Source organism: Streptomyces sp. NPDC059917 (assembly GCF_042730635.1).
Lineage (GTDB): Bacteria > Actinomycetota > Actinomycetes > Streptomycetales > Streptomycetaceae > Streptomyces.
This window is the reverse complement of sequence record NZ_JBHWLC010000019.1, coordinates 86,817-103,275: the sequence shown is the minus strand read 5'-3', so window position 1 is coordinate 103,275 and position 16,459 is coordinate 86,817. Positions and strand designations below refer to the sequence as shown.

General features: G+C 71.0%; 14 protein-coding genes and 1 pseudogene. 10 read left to right on the top strand and 5 right to left on the bottom strand.

Annotated elements, in window-relative coordinates:
* Positions 1–29: 29 nt before the first annotated feature.
* Positions 30–2,132: a transketolase gene (gene tkt / locus ACFWAR_RS14210; RefSeq protein WP_385776661.1), complete on the bottom strand. Its 2,103-nt coding sequence runs from the start codon at positions 2,130–2,132 to the stop codon at positions 30–32.
* A gap of 280 nt (positions 2,133–2,412) precedes the next feature.
* On the opposite strand from tkt, the gene ACFWAR_RS14205 reads away from it, so the two are divergent.
* The 3 genes from ACFWAR_RS14205 (at position 2,413) to ACFWAR_RS14195 (ending at position 5,666) form a co-directional block, all read left to right on the top strand.
* A complete protein-coding gene (locus ACFWAR_RS14205; protein WP_385776659.1) occupies positions 2,413–3,354 on the top strand; it encodes a heme o synthase in 942 nt (313 codons plus the stop codon).
* Between the two features lie 24 nt (positions 3,355–3,378).
* Positions 3,379–4,395 (top strand): hypothetical protein, encoded by a 1,017-nt coding sequence (locus ACFWAR_RS14200; RefSeq protein WP_385776657.1) that lies wholly within the window; start codon positions 3,379–3,381, stop codon positions 4,393–4,395.
* Positions 4,396–4,541: 146 nt separating this feature from the next.
* Complete coding sequence (locus ACFWAR_RS14195; protein ID WP_385776655.1) at positions 4,542–5,666, top strand: amidohydrolase family protein; 1,125 nt, start codon at positions 4,542–4,544, stop codon at positions 5,664–5,666.
* Positions 5,667–5,677: 11 nt separating this feature from the next.
* On the opposite strand, the gene ACFWAR_RS14190 is transcribed toward ACFWAR_RS14195, so the two are convergent.
* From ACFWAR_RS14190 to ACFWAR_RS14175, 4 genes are all read right to left on the bottom strand, one after another.
* Entirely contained in the window at positions 5,678–6,667 is a 990-nt protein-coding gene (locus ACFWAR_RS14190) for a heme A synthase (protein ID WP_385776653.1), read from the bottom strand.
* A 4-nt stretch (positions 6,668–6,671) separates the two neighbouring features.
* Entirely contained in the window at positions 6,672–7,829 is a 1,158-nt protein-coding gene (locus ACFWAR_RS14185) for a hypothetical protein (protein ID WP_385776651.1), read from the bottom strand.
* Positions 7,830–7,954: 125 nt separating this feature from the next.
* The gene (locus ACFWAR_RS14180) at positions 7,955–8,722 is read right to left on the bottom strand and encodes an ABC transporter permease (RefSeq protein ID WP_385776649.1); all 768 of its coding nucleotides are present in this window, start codon (positions 8,720–8,722) and stop codon (positions 7,955–7,957) included.
* A complete protein-coding gene (locus ACFWAR_RS14175; protein ID WP_385776647.1) occupies positions 8,719–9,645 on the bottom strand; it encodes an ABC transporter ATP-binding protein in 927 nt (308 codons plus the stop codon). Before ACFWAR_RS14175 ends, ACFWAR_RS14180 begins: the two co-directional genes overlap by 4 nt.
* A 162-nt stretch (positions 9,646–9,807) precedes the next feature.
* Here ACFWAR_RS14175 and ACFWAR_RS14170 point away from each other — a divergent pair.
* From ACFWAR_RS14170 to ACFWAR_RS14140, 7 genes and pseudogenes are all read left to right on the top strand, one after another.
* Positions 9,808–10,542 (top strand): annotated as a pseudogene (locus ACFWAR_RS14170) (formate/nitrite transporter family protein); the annotation flags it as partial.
* Between the two features lie 110 nt (positions 10,543–10,652).
* A complete protein-coding gene (locus tag ACFWAR_RS14165) occupies positions 10,653–11,432 on the top strand; it encodes a helix-turn-helix transcriptional regulator (protein WP_385776645.1) in 780 nt (259 codons plus the stop codon).
* Positions 11,429–12,844: a Fe-S cluster assembly protein SufB gene (gene sufB, locus ACFWAR_RS14160; RefSeq protein WP_385776643.1), complete on the top strand. Its 1,416-nt coding sequence runs from the start codon at positions 11,429–11,431 to the stop codon at positions 12,842–12,844. The genes ACFWAR_RS14165 and sufB overlap by 4 nt, the downstream gene beginning before the upstream one ends.
* Before the next feature lie 68 nt (positions 12,845–12,912).
* Complete coding sequence (sufD, locus tag ACFWAR_RS14155) at positions 12,913–14,091, top strand: Fe-S cluster assembly protein SufD (protein WP_385776640.1); 1,179 nt, start codon at positions 12,913–12,915, stop codon at positions 14,089–14,091.
* The gene (locus tag ACFWAR_RS14150; protein WP_385776638.1) at positions 14,091–14,408 is read left to right on the top strand and encodes a non-heme iron oxygenase ferredoxin subunit; all 318 of its coding nucleotides are present in this window, start codon (positions 14,091–14,093) and stop codon (positions 14,406–14,408) included. Before sufD ends, ACFWAR_RS14150 begins: the two co-directional genes overlap by 1 nt.
* A gap of 7 nt (positions 14,409–14,415) precedes the next feature.
* Positions 14,416–15,183: a Fe-S cluster assembly ATPase SufC gene (gene sufC, locus ACFWAR_RS14145; protein ID WP_385776636.1), complete on the top strand. Its 768-nt coding sequence runs from the start codon at positions 14,416–14,418 to the stop codon at positions 15,181–15,183.
* A complete protein-coding gene (locus ACFWAR_RS14140) occupies positions 15,180–16,436 on the top strand; it encodes a cysteine desulfurase (protein ID WP_385776634.1) in 1,257 nt (418 codons plus the stop codon). Before sufC ends, ACFWAR_RS14140 begins: the two co-directional genes overlap by 4 nt.
* Positions 16,437–16,459 lie beyond the last annotated feature (23 nt).

Below are 16,459 nucleotides of genomic sequence, written 5' to 3'. Positions count from 1 at the left end.
TTGCATCTCCTACTTGTCTTGTACGGGCGTCAGCGCGCGGTGGCGGCCAGCCGTGCCTGTTCGAGAGAGGCCCGGGCGGCGGCGGTGACGGCCTCCGGGGTGAAGCCGAACTCGCGGAACAGCACCTTCGCGTCGGCCGACGCACCGAAGTGCTCCAGCGAGACGATCCGGCCGGCGTCGCCCACGTAACGGTGCCAGGTCAGGCCGATGCCCGCCTCGACGGCGACGCGCGCCTTCACCGACGGCGGCAGGACGCTGTCCTTGTACTCCTGGGACTGCTCCTCGAACCACTCGACGCACGGCATCGAGACCACGCGGGCCGGGACGCCCTCGGCCTGGAGCGCCTCGCGCGCGGCGACGGCGAGCTGGACCTCGGAACCGGTGCCGATGAGGACGACCTCGGCCGGACCGCCGTCGGCCTCGAACAGGACGTACCCGCCCTTGGCGGCGTCCTCGTTGCGCTCGTAGGTCGGCACGCCCTGGCGGGTCAGCGCCAGGCCGTGCGGGGCGCCCTTGCCGAACACCTTGGTGTGGCGGCGCAGGATCTCGCGCCAGGCGATGGCGGTCTCGTTCGCGTCGGCCGGGCGGACCACGTTCAGGCCCGGGATGGCGCGCAGCGAGGCGACGTGCTCGACCGGCTGGTGCGTCGGGCCGTCCTCGCCGAGGCCGATGGAGTCGTGCGTCCACACGTACGTCACCGGCAGGTGCATCAGCGCGGACAGGCGGACGGCGTTGCGCATGTAGTCGGAGAACACCAGGAAGGTGCCGCCGTAGATGCGGGTGTGGCCGTGCAGCGCGATGCCGTTCATGGCCGCGGCCATGGAGTGCTCGCGGATGCCGAAGTGGACGGTGCGGCCGTACGGGTCGGCCTCCGGCAGCGGGTTGCCCTCCGGCAGGAACGAGGAGTTCTTGTCGATGGTCGTGTTGTTGGAGCCGGCGAGGTCGGCCGAGCCGCCCCACAGCTCCGGGATGACCGCGCCGAGCGCTTCGAGCACCTTGCCGGAGGCCGCGCGGGTGGCGACGCCCTTGCCGGTCTCGAAGGCGGGGATCCGCTCCTCCCAGCCCGCGGGCAGCTCGTTCGCCTGGATGCGGTCGAACGAGGCGGCGCGCTCCGGGTTGGCGGTGCGCCAGGCGGAGAAGTCCTTCTCCCAGGCGGCCTTGGCGTCGCGGCCGCGGTCCAGGGCCTTGCGGGTGTGCGCGATGACCGCGTCCGACACCTCGAAGGTCTGCTCCGGGTCGAAGCCGAGGACGACCTTGGTGGCCGCGATCTCGTCGTTGCCGAGGGCCGAGCCGTGCGAGGCCTCGGTGCCCTGCGCGTGCGGCGCGGGCCAGGCGATGATCGAGCGGGCGGCGATGAAGGACGGACGCCCGGTCTCGGCCTTGGCGGCCTCCAGCGCGGCGTACAGGGCCTTCGGGTCGAGGTCGCCGTTCGCCTGCTGGGCGACGCGCTGGACGTGCCAGCCGTACGCCTCGTAGCGCGCGATGGTGTCCTCGGAGACGGCCGTCTCCGTGTCGCCCTCGATCGAGATGTGGTTGTCGTCCCACAGGAGCACGAGGTTGCCGAGCTTCTGGTGGCCGGCCAGCGAGGACGCCTCCGCGGAGATGCCCTCCTGCAGGCAGCCGTCGCCCGCGATCGCGTAGACCATGTGGTCGAACGGGGAGGTGCCCGGGGCGGCCTCCGGGTCGAACAGGCCGCGCTCGTAGCGGGCGGCCATGGCCATGCCCACCGCGTTGGCCACGCCCTGGCCCAGCGGGCCGGTCGTGGTCTCGACGCCCGCGGTGTGCCCGTACTCGGGGTGACCGGGGGTCTTCGAACCCCAGGTGCGGAACGCCTTGAGGTCGTCCAGCTCCAGGCCGAAACCGGCCAGGTAGAGCTGCGTGTAGAGGGTGAGGGACGAGTGCCCCGCGGAGAGCACGAAACGGTCCCGGCCGACCCATTCGGGGTCCGACGGGTCGTGCCGCATCACCTTCTGGAAGAGGGTGTAGGCGGCGGGGGCCAGGCTCATGGCCGTACCGGGGTGGCCGTTCCCGACCTTCTGCACCGCGTCGGCGGCGAGAATGCGGGCCGTGTCAACGGCGCGCTGGTCCAGTTCGGTCCACTCGAGCTCTGTGGTCGTCGGCTTGGTGCTCACCGTGGGTCAGGGCTCCTCTCCACATGTCGAATCCCGGTGACGTACCGTGCACCGGCGCGATTCCGAGCCTACCCTCGACCGGGCGTGCAGCTATTCGAGTGCCTCCACACCGTCACCACCTTGCCACGTCCGGTTCAGCGCGCCGGTGCCGATCGGCCCAACACGGGGCGACCCCCGCGCGGGGCGACGTAAGGGCAACGTCTACAGTGGCGTGGTACGCGCAAGTCTTTACCGGATCCTCATGTCCGGAGCTTGCTGGGAGTCTCTGTCAGGGGTGTGCGTGACGGCCGTCGAATCCCGTCCAGCGGGGGTGCTCGGTACCCCTTCCGGTCACCGGCCGTTCGGGGCCCGGGCCATGGCCTTCGTGGCGCTGACGAAGCCGCGGATCATCGAGCTGCTGCTCATCACGACCGTGCCGGTGATGTTCCTCGCCGAGCAGGGCGTTCCGTCGATGTGGCTGGTCCTCGTGACCTGCTTCGGCGGCTACCTGTCCGCGGGCGGCGCGAACGCGCTGAACATGTACATCGACCGCGACATCGACGCGTTGATGGACCGGACCTCGCAGCGGCCGCTGGTCACCGGAATGGTCAGTCCGCGGGAATGCCTGGTCTTCGGCATCTCGCTCGGGGTGATTTCCACCCTCTTCTTCGGCCTGCTGGTCAACTGGTTGTCGGCCGCGCTCTCGCTCGGTGCGCTCCTCTTCTACGTCGTGATCTACACGATGCTGCTGAAGCGGCGCACCTCGCAGAACATCGTGTGGGGCGGCATCGCGGGCTGCATGCCGGTGCTCATCGGCTGGTCGGCGGTCAAGGACGAGGTGTCCTGGGCCGCGGTCATCCTCTTCCTCGTCATCTTCTTCTGGACGCCGCCGCACTACTGGCCGCTGTCCATGAAGGTGAAGGACGACTACGCGCGGGTCGGCGTGCCGATGCTGCCGGTGGTCGCGGGCAACCGGGTGGTGGCGCGCCAGATCGTCCTCTACAGCTGGGTGATGGTGGCGGTCTCGCTGCTGCTGACCCCGCTGGGCTACACGGGGTGGTTCTACACCGCGGTGGCGCTGGTGGCCGGTGGCTGGTGGCTGTGGGAGGCGCACGCGCTGCACGCCCGGGCCAAGGCCGGGGTGACGGGTGCGAAGCTCAAGGAGATGCGGCTGTTCCACTGGTCGATCACCTACGTGTCGCTGCTGTTCGTGGCCGTGGCCGTGGATCCCTTCCTCCGCTGATTACTCACCGGTAGCATGCGGTCCATGGCAGACACCGCAGCAGTCACTCCCGACAAGAAGCAGGACCGCACCGCGGCGAAGCTGGCCAAGCAGATCGACGCCTTCGCCAAGTTGCACGGCGGCGCCGAGGGCCAGCTCGCGCACATCGGGCAGGCGGGCACCCGGATCGTGCTCGTCGGCGCCGACGGCGGCTGGGGCGACCTGGTGGCCCCCGCCTACGAGGTCGCGCGGCTCGCGGCCGAGAAGGCGGGCCTGACGCTCCAGGACGCCTTCGACGGCGAGATGGCGGCGCGGGTGCGGACCGGCCCGTACGAGTGGACCCGGATGGCGGGCATCCAAGTGGGCGGCCCCGCGAACCCGCCGGTCGCCGCGAAGCAGGCTCCCGCTCCCGCGGCGGAGGAGGAGCCGCCCCCCACGAAGCCCGAGCCCGCCGCGAAGGCTGCGCCTGCTGCGGAGGCGAAGGTCGAGCCCGCTGCGGAGGCGAAGGTCGAGCCTGCTGCTCCGAAGGCTGCCCCGGCCGCTGAGGCCAAGGTCGAGCCCGCTGCTCAGGCGAAGGCTGCGCCCGCTGCGGAGGCGAAGGTTGAGCCCGCGCCTGCTGCGAAGGCCGCCCCGGCTGCCGAGGCCAAGGTCGAGCCTGCTGCTGCGAAGGCTGCCCCGGCCGCTGAGGCGAAGGTCGAGCCCGAGGCGCCCAAGGCCGCTGTTGAGGCGAAGGCCGCGCCCGTCGCCGAGGTCAAGGACGAGCCCGCCGCTGAGGCGCCGAAGGCCGCCCCGGCTGCGGAGGCCAAGGTGGAGCCCGCGCCTGCTGCGAAGGCTGCGCCCGCCGCTGAGGCGAAGACCGAGCCCGAGGCCCCCGAGGCGAAGGCTGCGCCCGTCGCCGAGGTCAAGGACGAGCCCGCCGTTGAGGCGCCGAAGGCTGCCCCGGCTGCCGAGGCCAAGGTCGAGCCTGCCGCTGAGGCGAAGGGTGCGCCCGCCGCTGAGGCGAAGGGTGAGTCCGAGGTCGCCGCTGAGGCGGAGGGTACGGAGGCGAAGGCCGCCGAGTAGGGCGGCGGGGCGGGGGTGCGGGCGGGGCCCGCCGCGAGGCGACCGGCTCGGTCAACAGCGCGAGCAACACCTCACACCCCGCTCACCCGTTAGGACGTGTGGAAGCGCACCCGCACGTTCGCCCACGTCCGCAACGGGATGACCGGATGATCGAAACGCCGCCCCTGGTGGACCAGTACTGCCAGGGAGTGCTCCGCACGGAGCTGGGCCTCGGCACCTTCGAGGCCCGCCTCGGCGGGTCGGTGGGACCGGCAGCCGCCGGGACCACCTTCTTCGACACCCAGGCCGGCTTCGCCGTGCGCCGCTGGTGTCCGCCGCTGCTCGGGCTGGAAGCCCACTGCCCGCCCGCCCACTACCTGGCCCGCCGCCGCGAACTGGGCGTCCTGGAGGCGGACCGGCTGCTGCTGCGGGGCTCCGGCACCGCCACCTTCCTCGTCGACACCGGGGCGTCGGGGGACCTGACGGGTCCCAAGGAGCTCGCGCTCGCCGCCGACGCGGAGGCCCACGAGATCGTCCGGCTGGAGTTACTGGCCGAGCACGTCGCCGATACCTCCGGCACCGCCGAGGGCTTCCTCGCCAATCTCGCCGAGGCCTTCCAGCACGCGGCCGCGGGAGCCCTTGCCTTCACCGCGGGGACCGGTCCGGGCGCCGGTCACGGCACGGCCCTGGCGTTCGCGCCCGAGCCGCCCGGCCCCGACGAGGTGCGCGGCGCGGCGGCGCGGTGGTTGGCCCGGCGGGTCAAGGGCGGGCCGGTGCGGGACCCCGTACTCGTGCGGCACCTGCTGTGGAGCGCGGTCGGCTCGGGGCTGCCGCTCCAGCTGCACGCCGGTGCGGGGGATCCGCGCGAACGCCTCGACCGCGGCGATCCGGCCCTGCTGACGGACTTCGTCCGGGCGACGGCGGGCCTGGGCACCGACCTGGTGCTGCTGCACGGATACCCGTACCACCGGCACGCCGCGCACCTGGCGGCCGCCTTCCCGCACGTCTACGCCGACCTCGGTCCGGCCCTCGCCCGCACCGGGGCGCGCGCCGACGCGGTACTGGCGGAACTCCTGGAGACGGCGCCCTTCGGCAAGCTGCTCTACTCCAGCGGCGGCCGCGAACTGCCCGAACTGCACGTGGTCGCGGCCCGGGTGTTCCGGGAGGCGCTCGGTCGGGTGCTGGGAGGCTGGGTCGCCGACGGCTCCTGGTCCTGGCGGGACGCCGAGCGGGTGGCGGCCCTGCTCGCGGCGGGCAACGCCCGCCGCGTCTACGGCCTGGACCGGCCCTGAACCGGTCCGCCTCAGACGGACGCCGGGAGCGCCGCGTCCTGCGCCGGGATCTCCGCCCGCGCCCCGGGGCGTTCGCGCAGGCCGAGCGCCACCCGCAGGACGGCGATCCACACGAGGCACGAGCCGAGCATGTGGACGGCCACCAGCACCTCGGGCACCTTGGTGAAGAACTGGACGTAGCCGATGGCGCCCTGGGCGAGCAGCACGACCAGCAGGTCGCGGGCGCGCGCCCGGGTGTCGTCCGGAGCGTCCACCACGCGCAGCACCAGCCACATCGCGACGGCCAGCGCGCACACCAGCCAGGCCGCGACGGCGTGCACGTGCGCGGTGGTGGTCCAGTCGAACGGCATCCGCTTGATGTCGCTGCTGTCACCGGCGTGCGGGCCGGAACCGGTGACGACGGTGCCCGCCGCGATCAGCACCAGCGTCGCCGCGAGCATCGTCCACGACAGCTTGCGCACCGGCGCGGGAACGCGCGGCCGGGGCGCGGTGTCACCCTCGCGGGTGCGCTGCCAGGTGATGGTGGTGACCGTGATGAGCGAGGTGGCGAGCAGGAAGTGGCCCGCCACGCTGTAGGGGTTGAGGCCCGTCATCACCGTGATGCCGCCGAGCACGGCGTTCCCCATGACGATGGCGAACTGGATCCACCCCAGCTTCGTCAGCGACCGGCGCCACGGCTTCGCCGAGCGGGCCGCGACGATGCCCCAGCCGACCGCCGCGCACAGGACGTACGTCAGCATGCGGTTGCCGAACTCGATGGCGCCGTGGAAGCCCTGGGCGGGCGTCGCGAACAGGCTGTCGTCGGTGCACTTGGGCCAGGTGTCGCAGCCCAGACCGGAGCCGGTCAGGCGGACGGCGCCGCCGGTGACGACGATGACCACACTCATCACGAGTGCGGCGAGCGCGGCCCGCTGGACCGTGCGCGGCGACGGCGTCCAGCGGCTGGCGATGTAAGCGAGGGGGGAGAACACGCCCCCTATCGTAGGCGGCGCCTTGTGCAAACTTTCACGAGGGGGTGCCGTCAGGTGTGTCAGGCGCGTCACTTGGGGTCTCGGGGGCGATCATCAGCCGGAACCGGGCGCCCGCCGGGTCCCCTTCCTCCTGCCACCACACCCGGATCCGCCAATGCGCGCCGGGGCCGGGGTAGTCCGGGGACTCGGTGAAGCCCCGGAAGAGGTCGGTCGCCACCTCCTCCGCCGTCCTGTTCGTTACTTCTGCGGCGTTGTGCCAGGGATGTCCCTGTACGTTCCACAGTCCGTCAGGACCCCGGACGTCGAACCGCCACACCGCGAGCCAGGGGAGGGTGTCGAGCGTCTCGGCCACCCGGTCGCCGTCGAGGCGCAGCCCGGCCGTGATCCGCCGCGGCTCCACGCCCTGGATCCGGGCGGCCAGCACGGCCTGGGGGAGCAGCCGTTCGGGCAGCAGCCCGTCCGCGCGCAGACCCACCAGGGACTCGAAGTCGAGGAAGCGCAGCCGCAGTTCCAGCTGGCGCTCGATGTGCGCCAGCGCGTCCTCGGCCTCCTGGGCCTCCTCCGGCCCCGGGCCGACCTGGAGCAGCCGGCGGAAGTCCCGCTCGGCGTCCACCGCCCAGGCCACCGCGTCCTCGGCCAGCCCCAGCTCGGCGAGCCGGTCCCCGAGGAACACCTTGGCCTGGGCCAGGCCGCGCTGGTTGACCGGATCGTGCGGGTCCAGCCCCGCCAGCACGTCCACCGCCGAGCGGGTCACGTCCAGGGCCCGCTCGCCGGCGGCCCGCTCCATCGGGCTCGGGCCCTCCTCGGCCGCGGCGCCCAGCGGGTGCCGGGGCAGCCGGTCCGCGTCGCTCAGCGGCCAGGCCAGCCAGACCCCCTGGTTGATCAGGCCCCGGGCGTACCAGCGGGCGTACTCCGGGTCGTGCGCGGCGGCCTGCTGCGCGTGCCGCAGCCCCTCCTCCAGGGCCGACAGCGCCCCGGCCCGGTCCCCGTCCGCGAAGCGGCGGGCCGCCAGGTCGCCCAGGCGCAGGCCGAGCCGGGCCGCGCACTCGGGGTCGCTGCGCGCGGGCTCCCGCAGCGCGGAGATCAGTTCGCCCAGCAGCCGCTCGCGCTCACCCGGCTCCGCGTGCGCGGCGCCTGAACGGATCCGGGACCACTGTTCGTCGAGCCGCAGTGCGGCCTCTCGCTGCGCCATGCCCGCCCCCCGGCTTCGTGTCGTGTGGAGGCGTCCATCCTCGCGGGAAGGCCGCGGGAGGGGGAAGGTCTTCTCTCGCGGCGCAACAGGAACCGGTCACTCCCGGACGGCGCGCGGCGGGCCCGCTACTCCCAGCGGAAGAACCGCCCCGCGGCGCCCAGCCCCAGCGCCGCCCAGGCCGCCAGCACGGCCGCGTCGGCCCAGGGCAGCGACGCGCCCTCCTGGAGCACCGCCCGCAGCCCGTGGGACAGGGCGCTGATCGGCAGCAGTTCCAAGACCGTGCGCACCGCCTCCGGGAACTTCTCCATCGGCACGATCACCCCGCCGCCGACCAGCAGGAGCAGGAACACCAGGTTCGCGGCGGCCAGCGTCGCCTCGGCCTTCAGGGTGCCCGCCATCAGCAGCCCGAGCCCGGAGAAGGCGGCGGTGCCGAGCAGGACCAGCGCGGCCACCGACAGCGGGTCGCCGTGCGGGGACCAGCCGAGCCCGAGGGCGATCACCGACAGCAGGGCGATCTGGAGCACCTCGGTGACCAGGACCGACAGGGTCTTGGCGGCCAGCAGGGCCCAGCGCGGCAGCGGCGAGGCCCCCAGCCGCTTGAGGACCCCGTAGCGGCGGTCGAAGCCGGTGGCGATGGCCTGGCCGGTGAAGGCCGTCGACAGCACCGCGAGGGCCAGGATGCCGGGAGCGAGGAAGTCCACGGACCGCTGCGCGCCCGTGTCGACGATGTCCACGGCCGAGAACAGCACCAGCAGCAGCGCCGGGATGATCACGGTGAGCAGCAGCTGCTCGCCGTTGCGCAGCAGCATCCGGGTCTCCAGCGCGGTCTGCGCGAAGATCATGCGGGACACGGGCGCGGCCCCCGGCCCGGGGGTGAACGTACCGGCGCTCATGCGCGCAGCTCCTTGCCCGTGAGTTCCAGGAAGACGTCTTCGAGGGTGTGCCGCTCGACCGTGAGGCTGTCCGGCATGACCCCGTGCTGGGCGCACCAGGAGGCGACCGTGGCCAGCAGCTGCGGGTCGATGTCGCCGGTGAGGCGGTAGACGCCGGAGGTGGTCTCGGCGGCCTGGGTGCCGTCGGGCAGCGCCTTGAGGAGCGAGCCGAGGTCGAGCGCGGGGCGACCGGTGAAGCGCAGCGTGTTCTCGGCGCCGCCGCGGCACAGCCGCTCGGGGCTGCCGTGCACGATGACGCGGCCCGCGTCGACGATGGCGACCTCGTCGGCGAGCTGCTCGGCCTCGTCCATGTGGTGGGTGGTGAGCACGACGGTGACCCCGTCGGCGCGCAGTTCCCGGACGAGGTCCCAGGTGGCGCGGCGGGCCTGGGGGTCCAGGCCGGCGGTCGGCTCGTCCAGGAAGACCAGCTCGGGGCGGCCGACGACGGCCATGGCGAGGGAGAGGCGCTGCTGCTGGCCGCCGGAGAGGCGGCGGTAGGCGGTGCGGCCGCAGTCGCCGAGCCCGAGCCGCTCCACCAGCATGCCGACGTCGAGGGGGTCGGCGTACAGCGCGGCCATGTGCCGCAGCATCTCGACCGCGCGGGCGCCGGAGTAGATCCCGCCGGACTGGAGCATCACGCCGATCCGCGGGCGCAGGGCCGGCGCGTCGGCGACGGGGTCCAGGCCGAGGACGCGGACGGTTCCGGCGTCGGGGCGGTGGTAGCCCTCGCAGATTTCCACAGTGGTCGTCTTGCCCGCGCCGTTGGGACCTAGGACCGCGGTGACCGAGGCCCTTGGGACGGTGAGGTCGAGGCCGTCCACCGCCGTTTTGGGGCCGTACCGCTTCACCAGTCCGCGGATCTCCACGGCGGGGTCGTTGCTCATGCGGGTGAGTCTACGGAGCCGGTGCGGGGGTCCTAGGTCCCGGGTCCACAAGGTCCCGGGTCCGCCCTTTCATGACTTTTTCATACCGAACGGAGCACTGGGGAGGATCTAACTTCGAAAGGTGAACAGCATCGCGCAGAACGTCGAAGCCACCTCGGGGCGCACGATCTCGGGCACCCGACGCGCTATTTCGTCTCGGCGATGCTCGCCGGCGCCTATATCGGGATCGGGGAGATCCTGCTGCTGGTCGCCGTCTCGCCCTTCGTGGCGAAGGGGTCGGCGGCGGTGAAGCTGCTGGAGGGCGCGGTGTTCCCGATCGCGCTCACCATCGTGATGTTCGCGGGCGCCCAGCTCTTCACCAGCAACGTGATGATCATGCTGGTCGGCGCGCTGTCCGGCCGCACCGGGGTGAAGGACCTGGTCGCCTCCTGGGTGCTCTCGCTGGGCGGGAACCTCGTGGGGGCCTTCGGCTTCGGCGCCATGGTGCACGCCTCGGGCGTGACCTCCTCGCCCTCCGCGCGGGCGATGCTGGCCGAGATGGTGCACGGGAAGACGGCGCTCGGCGGCGGGCAGCTCTTCTGGCGCGCGGTGCTCTGCAACATGTTGGTCTGCCTGGCGATCTGGATGTTCACCCGGGCGCGCGGGGACGCGGCCAAGATTTTCGTGCTGTGGCTGCCGGTGGCGGTGTTCGTGGCGGTCGGATTCGAACACTGCGTGGCGAACATGGCGGTCTTCAGCCTGGCGATCCTGGACGGGCAGGCCGGATTCGGTGACCTCGCGCGGAACCTGATGTTCACGGTGCCGGGAAACATCGTGGGCGGAGGCTTGCTGGTGGGGGCCGTTTACTGGTTCACCGGAGGGTCCCGCCGGGATTACGGAATAGTCGCTTCCGGTTGATTGGCGTCACGCTGCGTCGACAAATTAGGTAACCCTTAGTGATGGAGGCCACCAGTGGTGGCCTCCATCACGGCTTGTCGGTCCCCGGGTAATTACGCAACAATGGCGTTGTGAAATACGGCGAACGGCTGACCGAGACCCCTCCGGGGGAACTCGCGACCGGAGAGCGGTCCACCCGCAACCGGGTCGCGCGGTCGATCCTGGACCACGGTCCGTCGACCGTCGCCGACCTGGCCCAGCGGCTCGGCCTCACCCAGGCCGCCGTTCGGCGCCACCTCGACGCGCTCCTCGCGGACGACGTGGTCGCCGCCCGGGAACAGCGGGTGTACGGCGCCCGTACCCGGGGCCGACCCGCCAAGGTCTTCGCGCTCACCGACTGCGGCCGGGACGCCTTCGACCAGTCCTACGACGCCCTCGCCACCGAGGCCCTGCGCTGGATCGCACGGGCCGCCGGCGGCGGGGAGCAGGGCGAAGCGGCGGTCGCCGCCTTCGCCCGGGCGAGGATGGACGCGCCGGAGCAGACCTACCGCGAAGCGGTCGACGCGGCGGACCCCGCGGACCGCACCGAGGCCCTTGCCAGGGCGTTGACCGCGGACGGGTACGCTGCTACGGCGAAGAGCGCCCCGGGGCCACACAGTGGAGAGCAGCTCTGCCAGCACCACTGCCCGGTCGCCCACGTGGCCGAGCAGTTCCCACAGCTGTGCGAGGCGGAGACCGAGGTCTTCTCCCGCCTGCTCGGGACGCACGTGCAGCGGCTCGCCACCATCGCCCACGGCGACGGGGTGTGCACCACCTTCATCCCGCGCGGCAGCGGGCCGGGCGCGCACGCCCCACAGACCGACACATCAGCATCAACTTCTGTACGCACCGCCGGGAGGAACCCCGCATGACCACGGAGATCGCTCACCCTGAGCTGGATGGCCTGGGCACCTACGAATACGGCTGGGCCGACTCCGACGCGGCCGGTGCCACGGCCAAGCGGGGTCTGTCCGAAGAGGTCGTCCGCGACATCTCGGCGAAGAAGTCCGAGCCGGAGTGGATGCTGAAGCTCCGCCTCAAGGGCCTCAAGCTGTTCGGCAAGAAGCCCATGCCCAACTGGGGCTCCGACCTCTCGGGCATCGACTTCGACAACATCAAGTACTTCGTGCGTTCGACCGAGAAGCAGGCCGCTTCCTGGGAGGACCTGCCCGAGGACATCAAGAACACGTACGACAAGCTCGGCATCCCGGAGGCGGAGAAGCAGCGCCTCGTCGCCGGTGTCGCGGCCCAGTACGAGTCCGAGGTCGTCTACCACCAGATCCGTGAGGACCTGGAGGAGCAGGGCGTGATCTTCCTCGACACGGACACCGCGCTCAAGGAGCACCCGGAGCTCTTCCAGGAGTACTTCGGCACGGTCATCCCGGTCGGCGACAACAAGTTCGCGTCGCTGAACACCGCCGTGTGGTCGGGCGGCTCGTTCATCTACGTCCCCAAGGGCGTCAAGGTCGACATCCCGCTCCAGGCCTACTTCCGCATCAACACGGAGAACATGGGCCAGTTCGAGCGGACGCTGATCATCGTGGACGAGGACGCCTACGTCCACTACGTCGAGGGCTGCACCGCCCCGATCTACTCCTCGGACTCGCTGCACAGCGCCGTGGTCGAGATCATCGTGAAGAAGGGCGGCCGCTGCCGCTACACGACGATCCAGAACTGGTCGAACAACGTCTACAACCTGGTCACCAAGCGCGCCGTGGCGTACGAGGGCGCGACCATGGAGTGGATCGACGGCAACATCGGTTCCAAGGTCACCATGAAGTACCCGGCCGTCTACCTGATGGGCGAGCACGCCAAGGGCGAGACCCTCTCCATCGCCTTCGCGGGCGAGGGCCAGCACCAGGACGCCGGCTCCAAGATGGTCCACATGGCGCCGAACACCTCCTCGAACATCGTCTCCAAGTCGGTGGCCCGCGGTGGCGGCCGCACCTCGTACCGCGGTCTGGTCGAGATCGGCGAGGGCGCGCACGGCTCCAAGTCGAACGTGCTCTGCGACGCCCTGCTGGTCGACACGATCTCCCGCTCGGACACGTACCCGTACGTGGACGTCCGCGAGGACGACGTCTCCATGGGCCACGAGGCCACCGTCTCCAAGGTCTCCGACGACCAGCTCTTCTACCTGATGAGCCGCGGTCTGACCGAGTTCGAGGCGATGGCGATGATCGTGCGCGGCTTCGTCGAGCCGATCGCGCGCGAGCTGCCGATGGAGTACGCGCTGGAGCTGAACCGGCTGATCGAGCTGCAGATGGAGGGTTCGGTCGGCTAGTACGGCCGCCCGCCCCGCAGCGCAGATCCCTTTGACGCACGACGCAGGAAGAGAGCAAGACGACAGCCATGGCAGAGGCTCAGAGCATTCCGGTGGGCTCCACCACCGCCGGCGCGATCGCGGTGGCCGCCGAGTCCACCGTCGCCACCCGGATGAGCGCGCCCCCGTCCTTCGACGTGGCGGACTTCCCCGTGCCGCACGGCCGTGAGGAAGAGTGGCGCTTCACCCCGCTGGCCCGCCTGCGTGGTCTCCACGACGGCACCGCGGTCGCGAACGGCACCATGAAGGCGCAGATCGACGCGCCCGAGGGCGTCACCATCGAGTCGGTGGACCGCGAGGACGCCCGCGTCGGCAAGGCCGGTACGCCGGTCGACCGCGTCGCGGCCCAGGCGTTCTCGTCCTTCGCCAAGGCCACGGTCGTCACCGTGCCCAAGGAGCAGGTGCTCACCGAGCCGGTGCGCGTCTCGCTGCACGGCGAGGGCGGCACCACCTTCGGCCACACGGTCTTCGACGTGCAGGCCTTCGCCGAGGCGATCATCGTCATCGACCACACCGGTGACGGCGTCCGCGCCGCCAACGTCGACTTCCTGGTCGGCGACGGCGCCAAGCTCACCGTGGTCTCGGTCCAGGACTGGGACGACACCGCCGTCCACTGCTCCCAGCACAACGCGCTGATCGGCCGTGACGCGAGCTTCAAGTCGATCGTGATCACCTTCGGCGGTGACCTCGTCCGACTGCACCCGCGCGTGAACTACGCCGGTCCCGGCGGCGAGGCCGAGCTCCTCGGCCTGTACTTCACCGACAAGGGCCAGCACCAGGAGCACCGCCTCCTGGTCGACCACGTCGCCCCGCACTGCAAGTCCCACGTGGTCTACAAGGGCGCGCTGCAGGGCCAGGACGCGCACGCGGTGTGGATCGGTGACGTCCTCATCGAGAAGACCGCCGAGGGCACCGACACCTACGAGATGAACCGCAACCTCGTCCTCACGGACGGCGCGCGGGTCGACTCGGTGCCGAACCTGGAGATCGAGACCGGCGAGATCGTCGGCGCCGGCCACGCCTCCGCGACCGGCCGCTTCGACGACGAGCAGCTCTTCTACCTCCAGTCCCGCGGCATCCCGGCCGACGAGGCCCGCCGCCTGGTCGTGCGCGGCTTCTTCGCCGAGCTGGTCCAGCAGATCGGTGTCGACGACATCGAGGCGCGCCTGCTGGCGAAGATCGACCTCGAGCTGCAGGCGTCGGTCTGATGACCTACGTCAAGGCCTGCGCGCTGAGCGAGCTGGAGAGCGACACCCCGAAGCGGGTGGAACTCGACGGCACGCCGGTGTCCGTCGTCCTCACCGAGGGGGAGGTGTTCGCGATCAACGACATCTGCTCGCACGCGAACGTGTCCCTCTCGGAGGGCGAGGTCGACGACTGCATGATCGAGTGCTGGCTGCACGGCTCGGCCTTCGACCTGCGGACCGGCAAGCCGTCCGGCCTCCCGGCCACGCGCCCCGTACCCGTATACCCCGTCAAGATCGAAGGGGGCGACGTGCTCGTCTCCCTCACCCAGGAGTCCTGAGGTATCCATGGCAACGCTTGAAATCCACGACCTGCACGTCTCCGTCGAGGCCGAGAACGGCGCCCGCGAGATCCTCAAGGGCGTCGAGCTCACCATCAAGCAGGGTGAGACGCACGCCATCATGGGTCCGAACGGCTCCGGCAAGTCCACCCTCGCGTACGCGCTCGCCGGTCACCCGAAGTACACCATCACCAGCGGCACCGTGACCCTCGACGGCGAAGACGTCCTGGAGATGTCCGTCGACGAGCGCGCCCGCGCCGGCGTGTTCCTCGCCATGCAGTACCCGGTGGAGATCCCCGGCGTCTCGGTCTCCAACTTCCTGCGCACGTCGGCGACGGCGATCCGCGGCGAGGCCCCCAAGCTGCGCACCTGGGTGAAGGAGGTCAAGTCCGCGATGGAGCAGCTCCAGATGGACCCGGCCTTCGCCGAGCGCAACGTCAACGAGGGCTTCTCCGGCGGTGAGAAGAAGCGCCACGAGATCCTCCAGCTGGAGCTCCTCAAGCCGAAGATCGCGATCCTCGACGAGACCGACTCCGGCCTCGACGTCGACGCGCTGCGCCAGGTCTCCGAGGGCGTCAACCGCGTCCGCGAGACCGGCGAGGTCGGCACCCTGCTGATCACGCACTACACGCGGATCCTCCGCTACATCAAGCCCGACTTCGTCCACGTCTTCTCCGAGGGCCGCATCGTCGAGTCCGGCGGCGCCGAACTCGCCGACAAGCTCGAGGCCGAGGGCTACGAGGCGTACAGCACGAAGGGTGGCGCTACCGCGTGACACAGCTGCCTGGCCTCCTCGACATCGAGGCGATCCGCAAGGACTTCCCCCTGCTGGATCGTGTGGTCCACGACGGGAAGAAGATCGTTTACCTGGACAACGCGGCGACTTCGCAGAAGCCGCGCCAGGTGCTCGACGCGCTGAACGAGTACTACGAGCAGCACAACGCCAACGTCCATCGCGGCGTGCACGTGCTCGCCGAGGAGGCCACGGCGCTGTACGAGGGCGCCCGCGACAAGGTCGCCGCCTTCATCAACGCGCCGAGCCGCGACGAGGTGATCTTCACCAAGAACGCCTCGGAGTCGCTCAACCTGGTCGCGAACATGCTCGGCTGGGCGGACGAGCCCTACCGGGTCGACCGCGACACCGAGATCGCCATCACGGAGATGGAGCACCACTCCAACATCGTGCCGTGGCAGCTGCTCTCGCAGCGCACCGGCGCGAAGCTGAAGTGGTTCGGCCTCACCGACGACGGCCGGCTCGACCTGTCCAACATCGAAGAGGTCATCACGGAGAAGACGAAGATCGTCTCCTTCACGCTGGTCTCCAACATCATGGGCACGGTCAACCCGACCGAGGCGATCGTCCGGCGCGCGCAGGAGGTCGGCGCGCTGGTGCTGATCGACGCCTCGCAGGCCGCTCCGCACATGCCGCTCGACGTGCAGGCGCTCGGCGCCGACTTCGTGGCCTTCACCGGTCACAAGATGTGCGGCCCGACCGGCATCGGCGTCCTGTGGGGACGCCAGGAGCTGCTGGAGGACCTGCCCCCGTTCCTCGGTGGCGGCGAGATGATCGAGACCGTGTCGATGCACGCCTCGACCTACGCTCCCGCACCGCACAAGTTCGAGGCGGGCACGCCCCCGATCGCCCAGGCCGTCGGCCTCGGCGCGGCCGTGGACTACCTGACCGCGATCGGCATGGACAAGATCGCCGCGCACGAGCACGCGATCACCGAGTACGCGGTCAAGCGCCTGCTCGAAGTCCCCGACCTGCGGATCATCGGCCCCACCACGGCCGAGGACCGCGGCGCGGCCATCTCCTTCACGCTGGGGGACATCCACCCCCACGACGTCGGCCAGGTCCTGGACGAGCAGGGCATCGCGGTCCGCGTGGGACACCACTGCGCGCGCCCCGTCTGCCTGCGCTACGGAATTCCCGCGACCACACGGGCGTCGTTCTACCTGTACTCCTCTCCGGCCGAGGTCGACGCACTGGTCGACGGGCTGGAGCACGTACGGAACTTCTTCGGATAGTGACGGACATGACGAAGGCACTG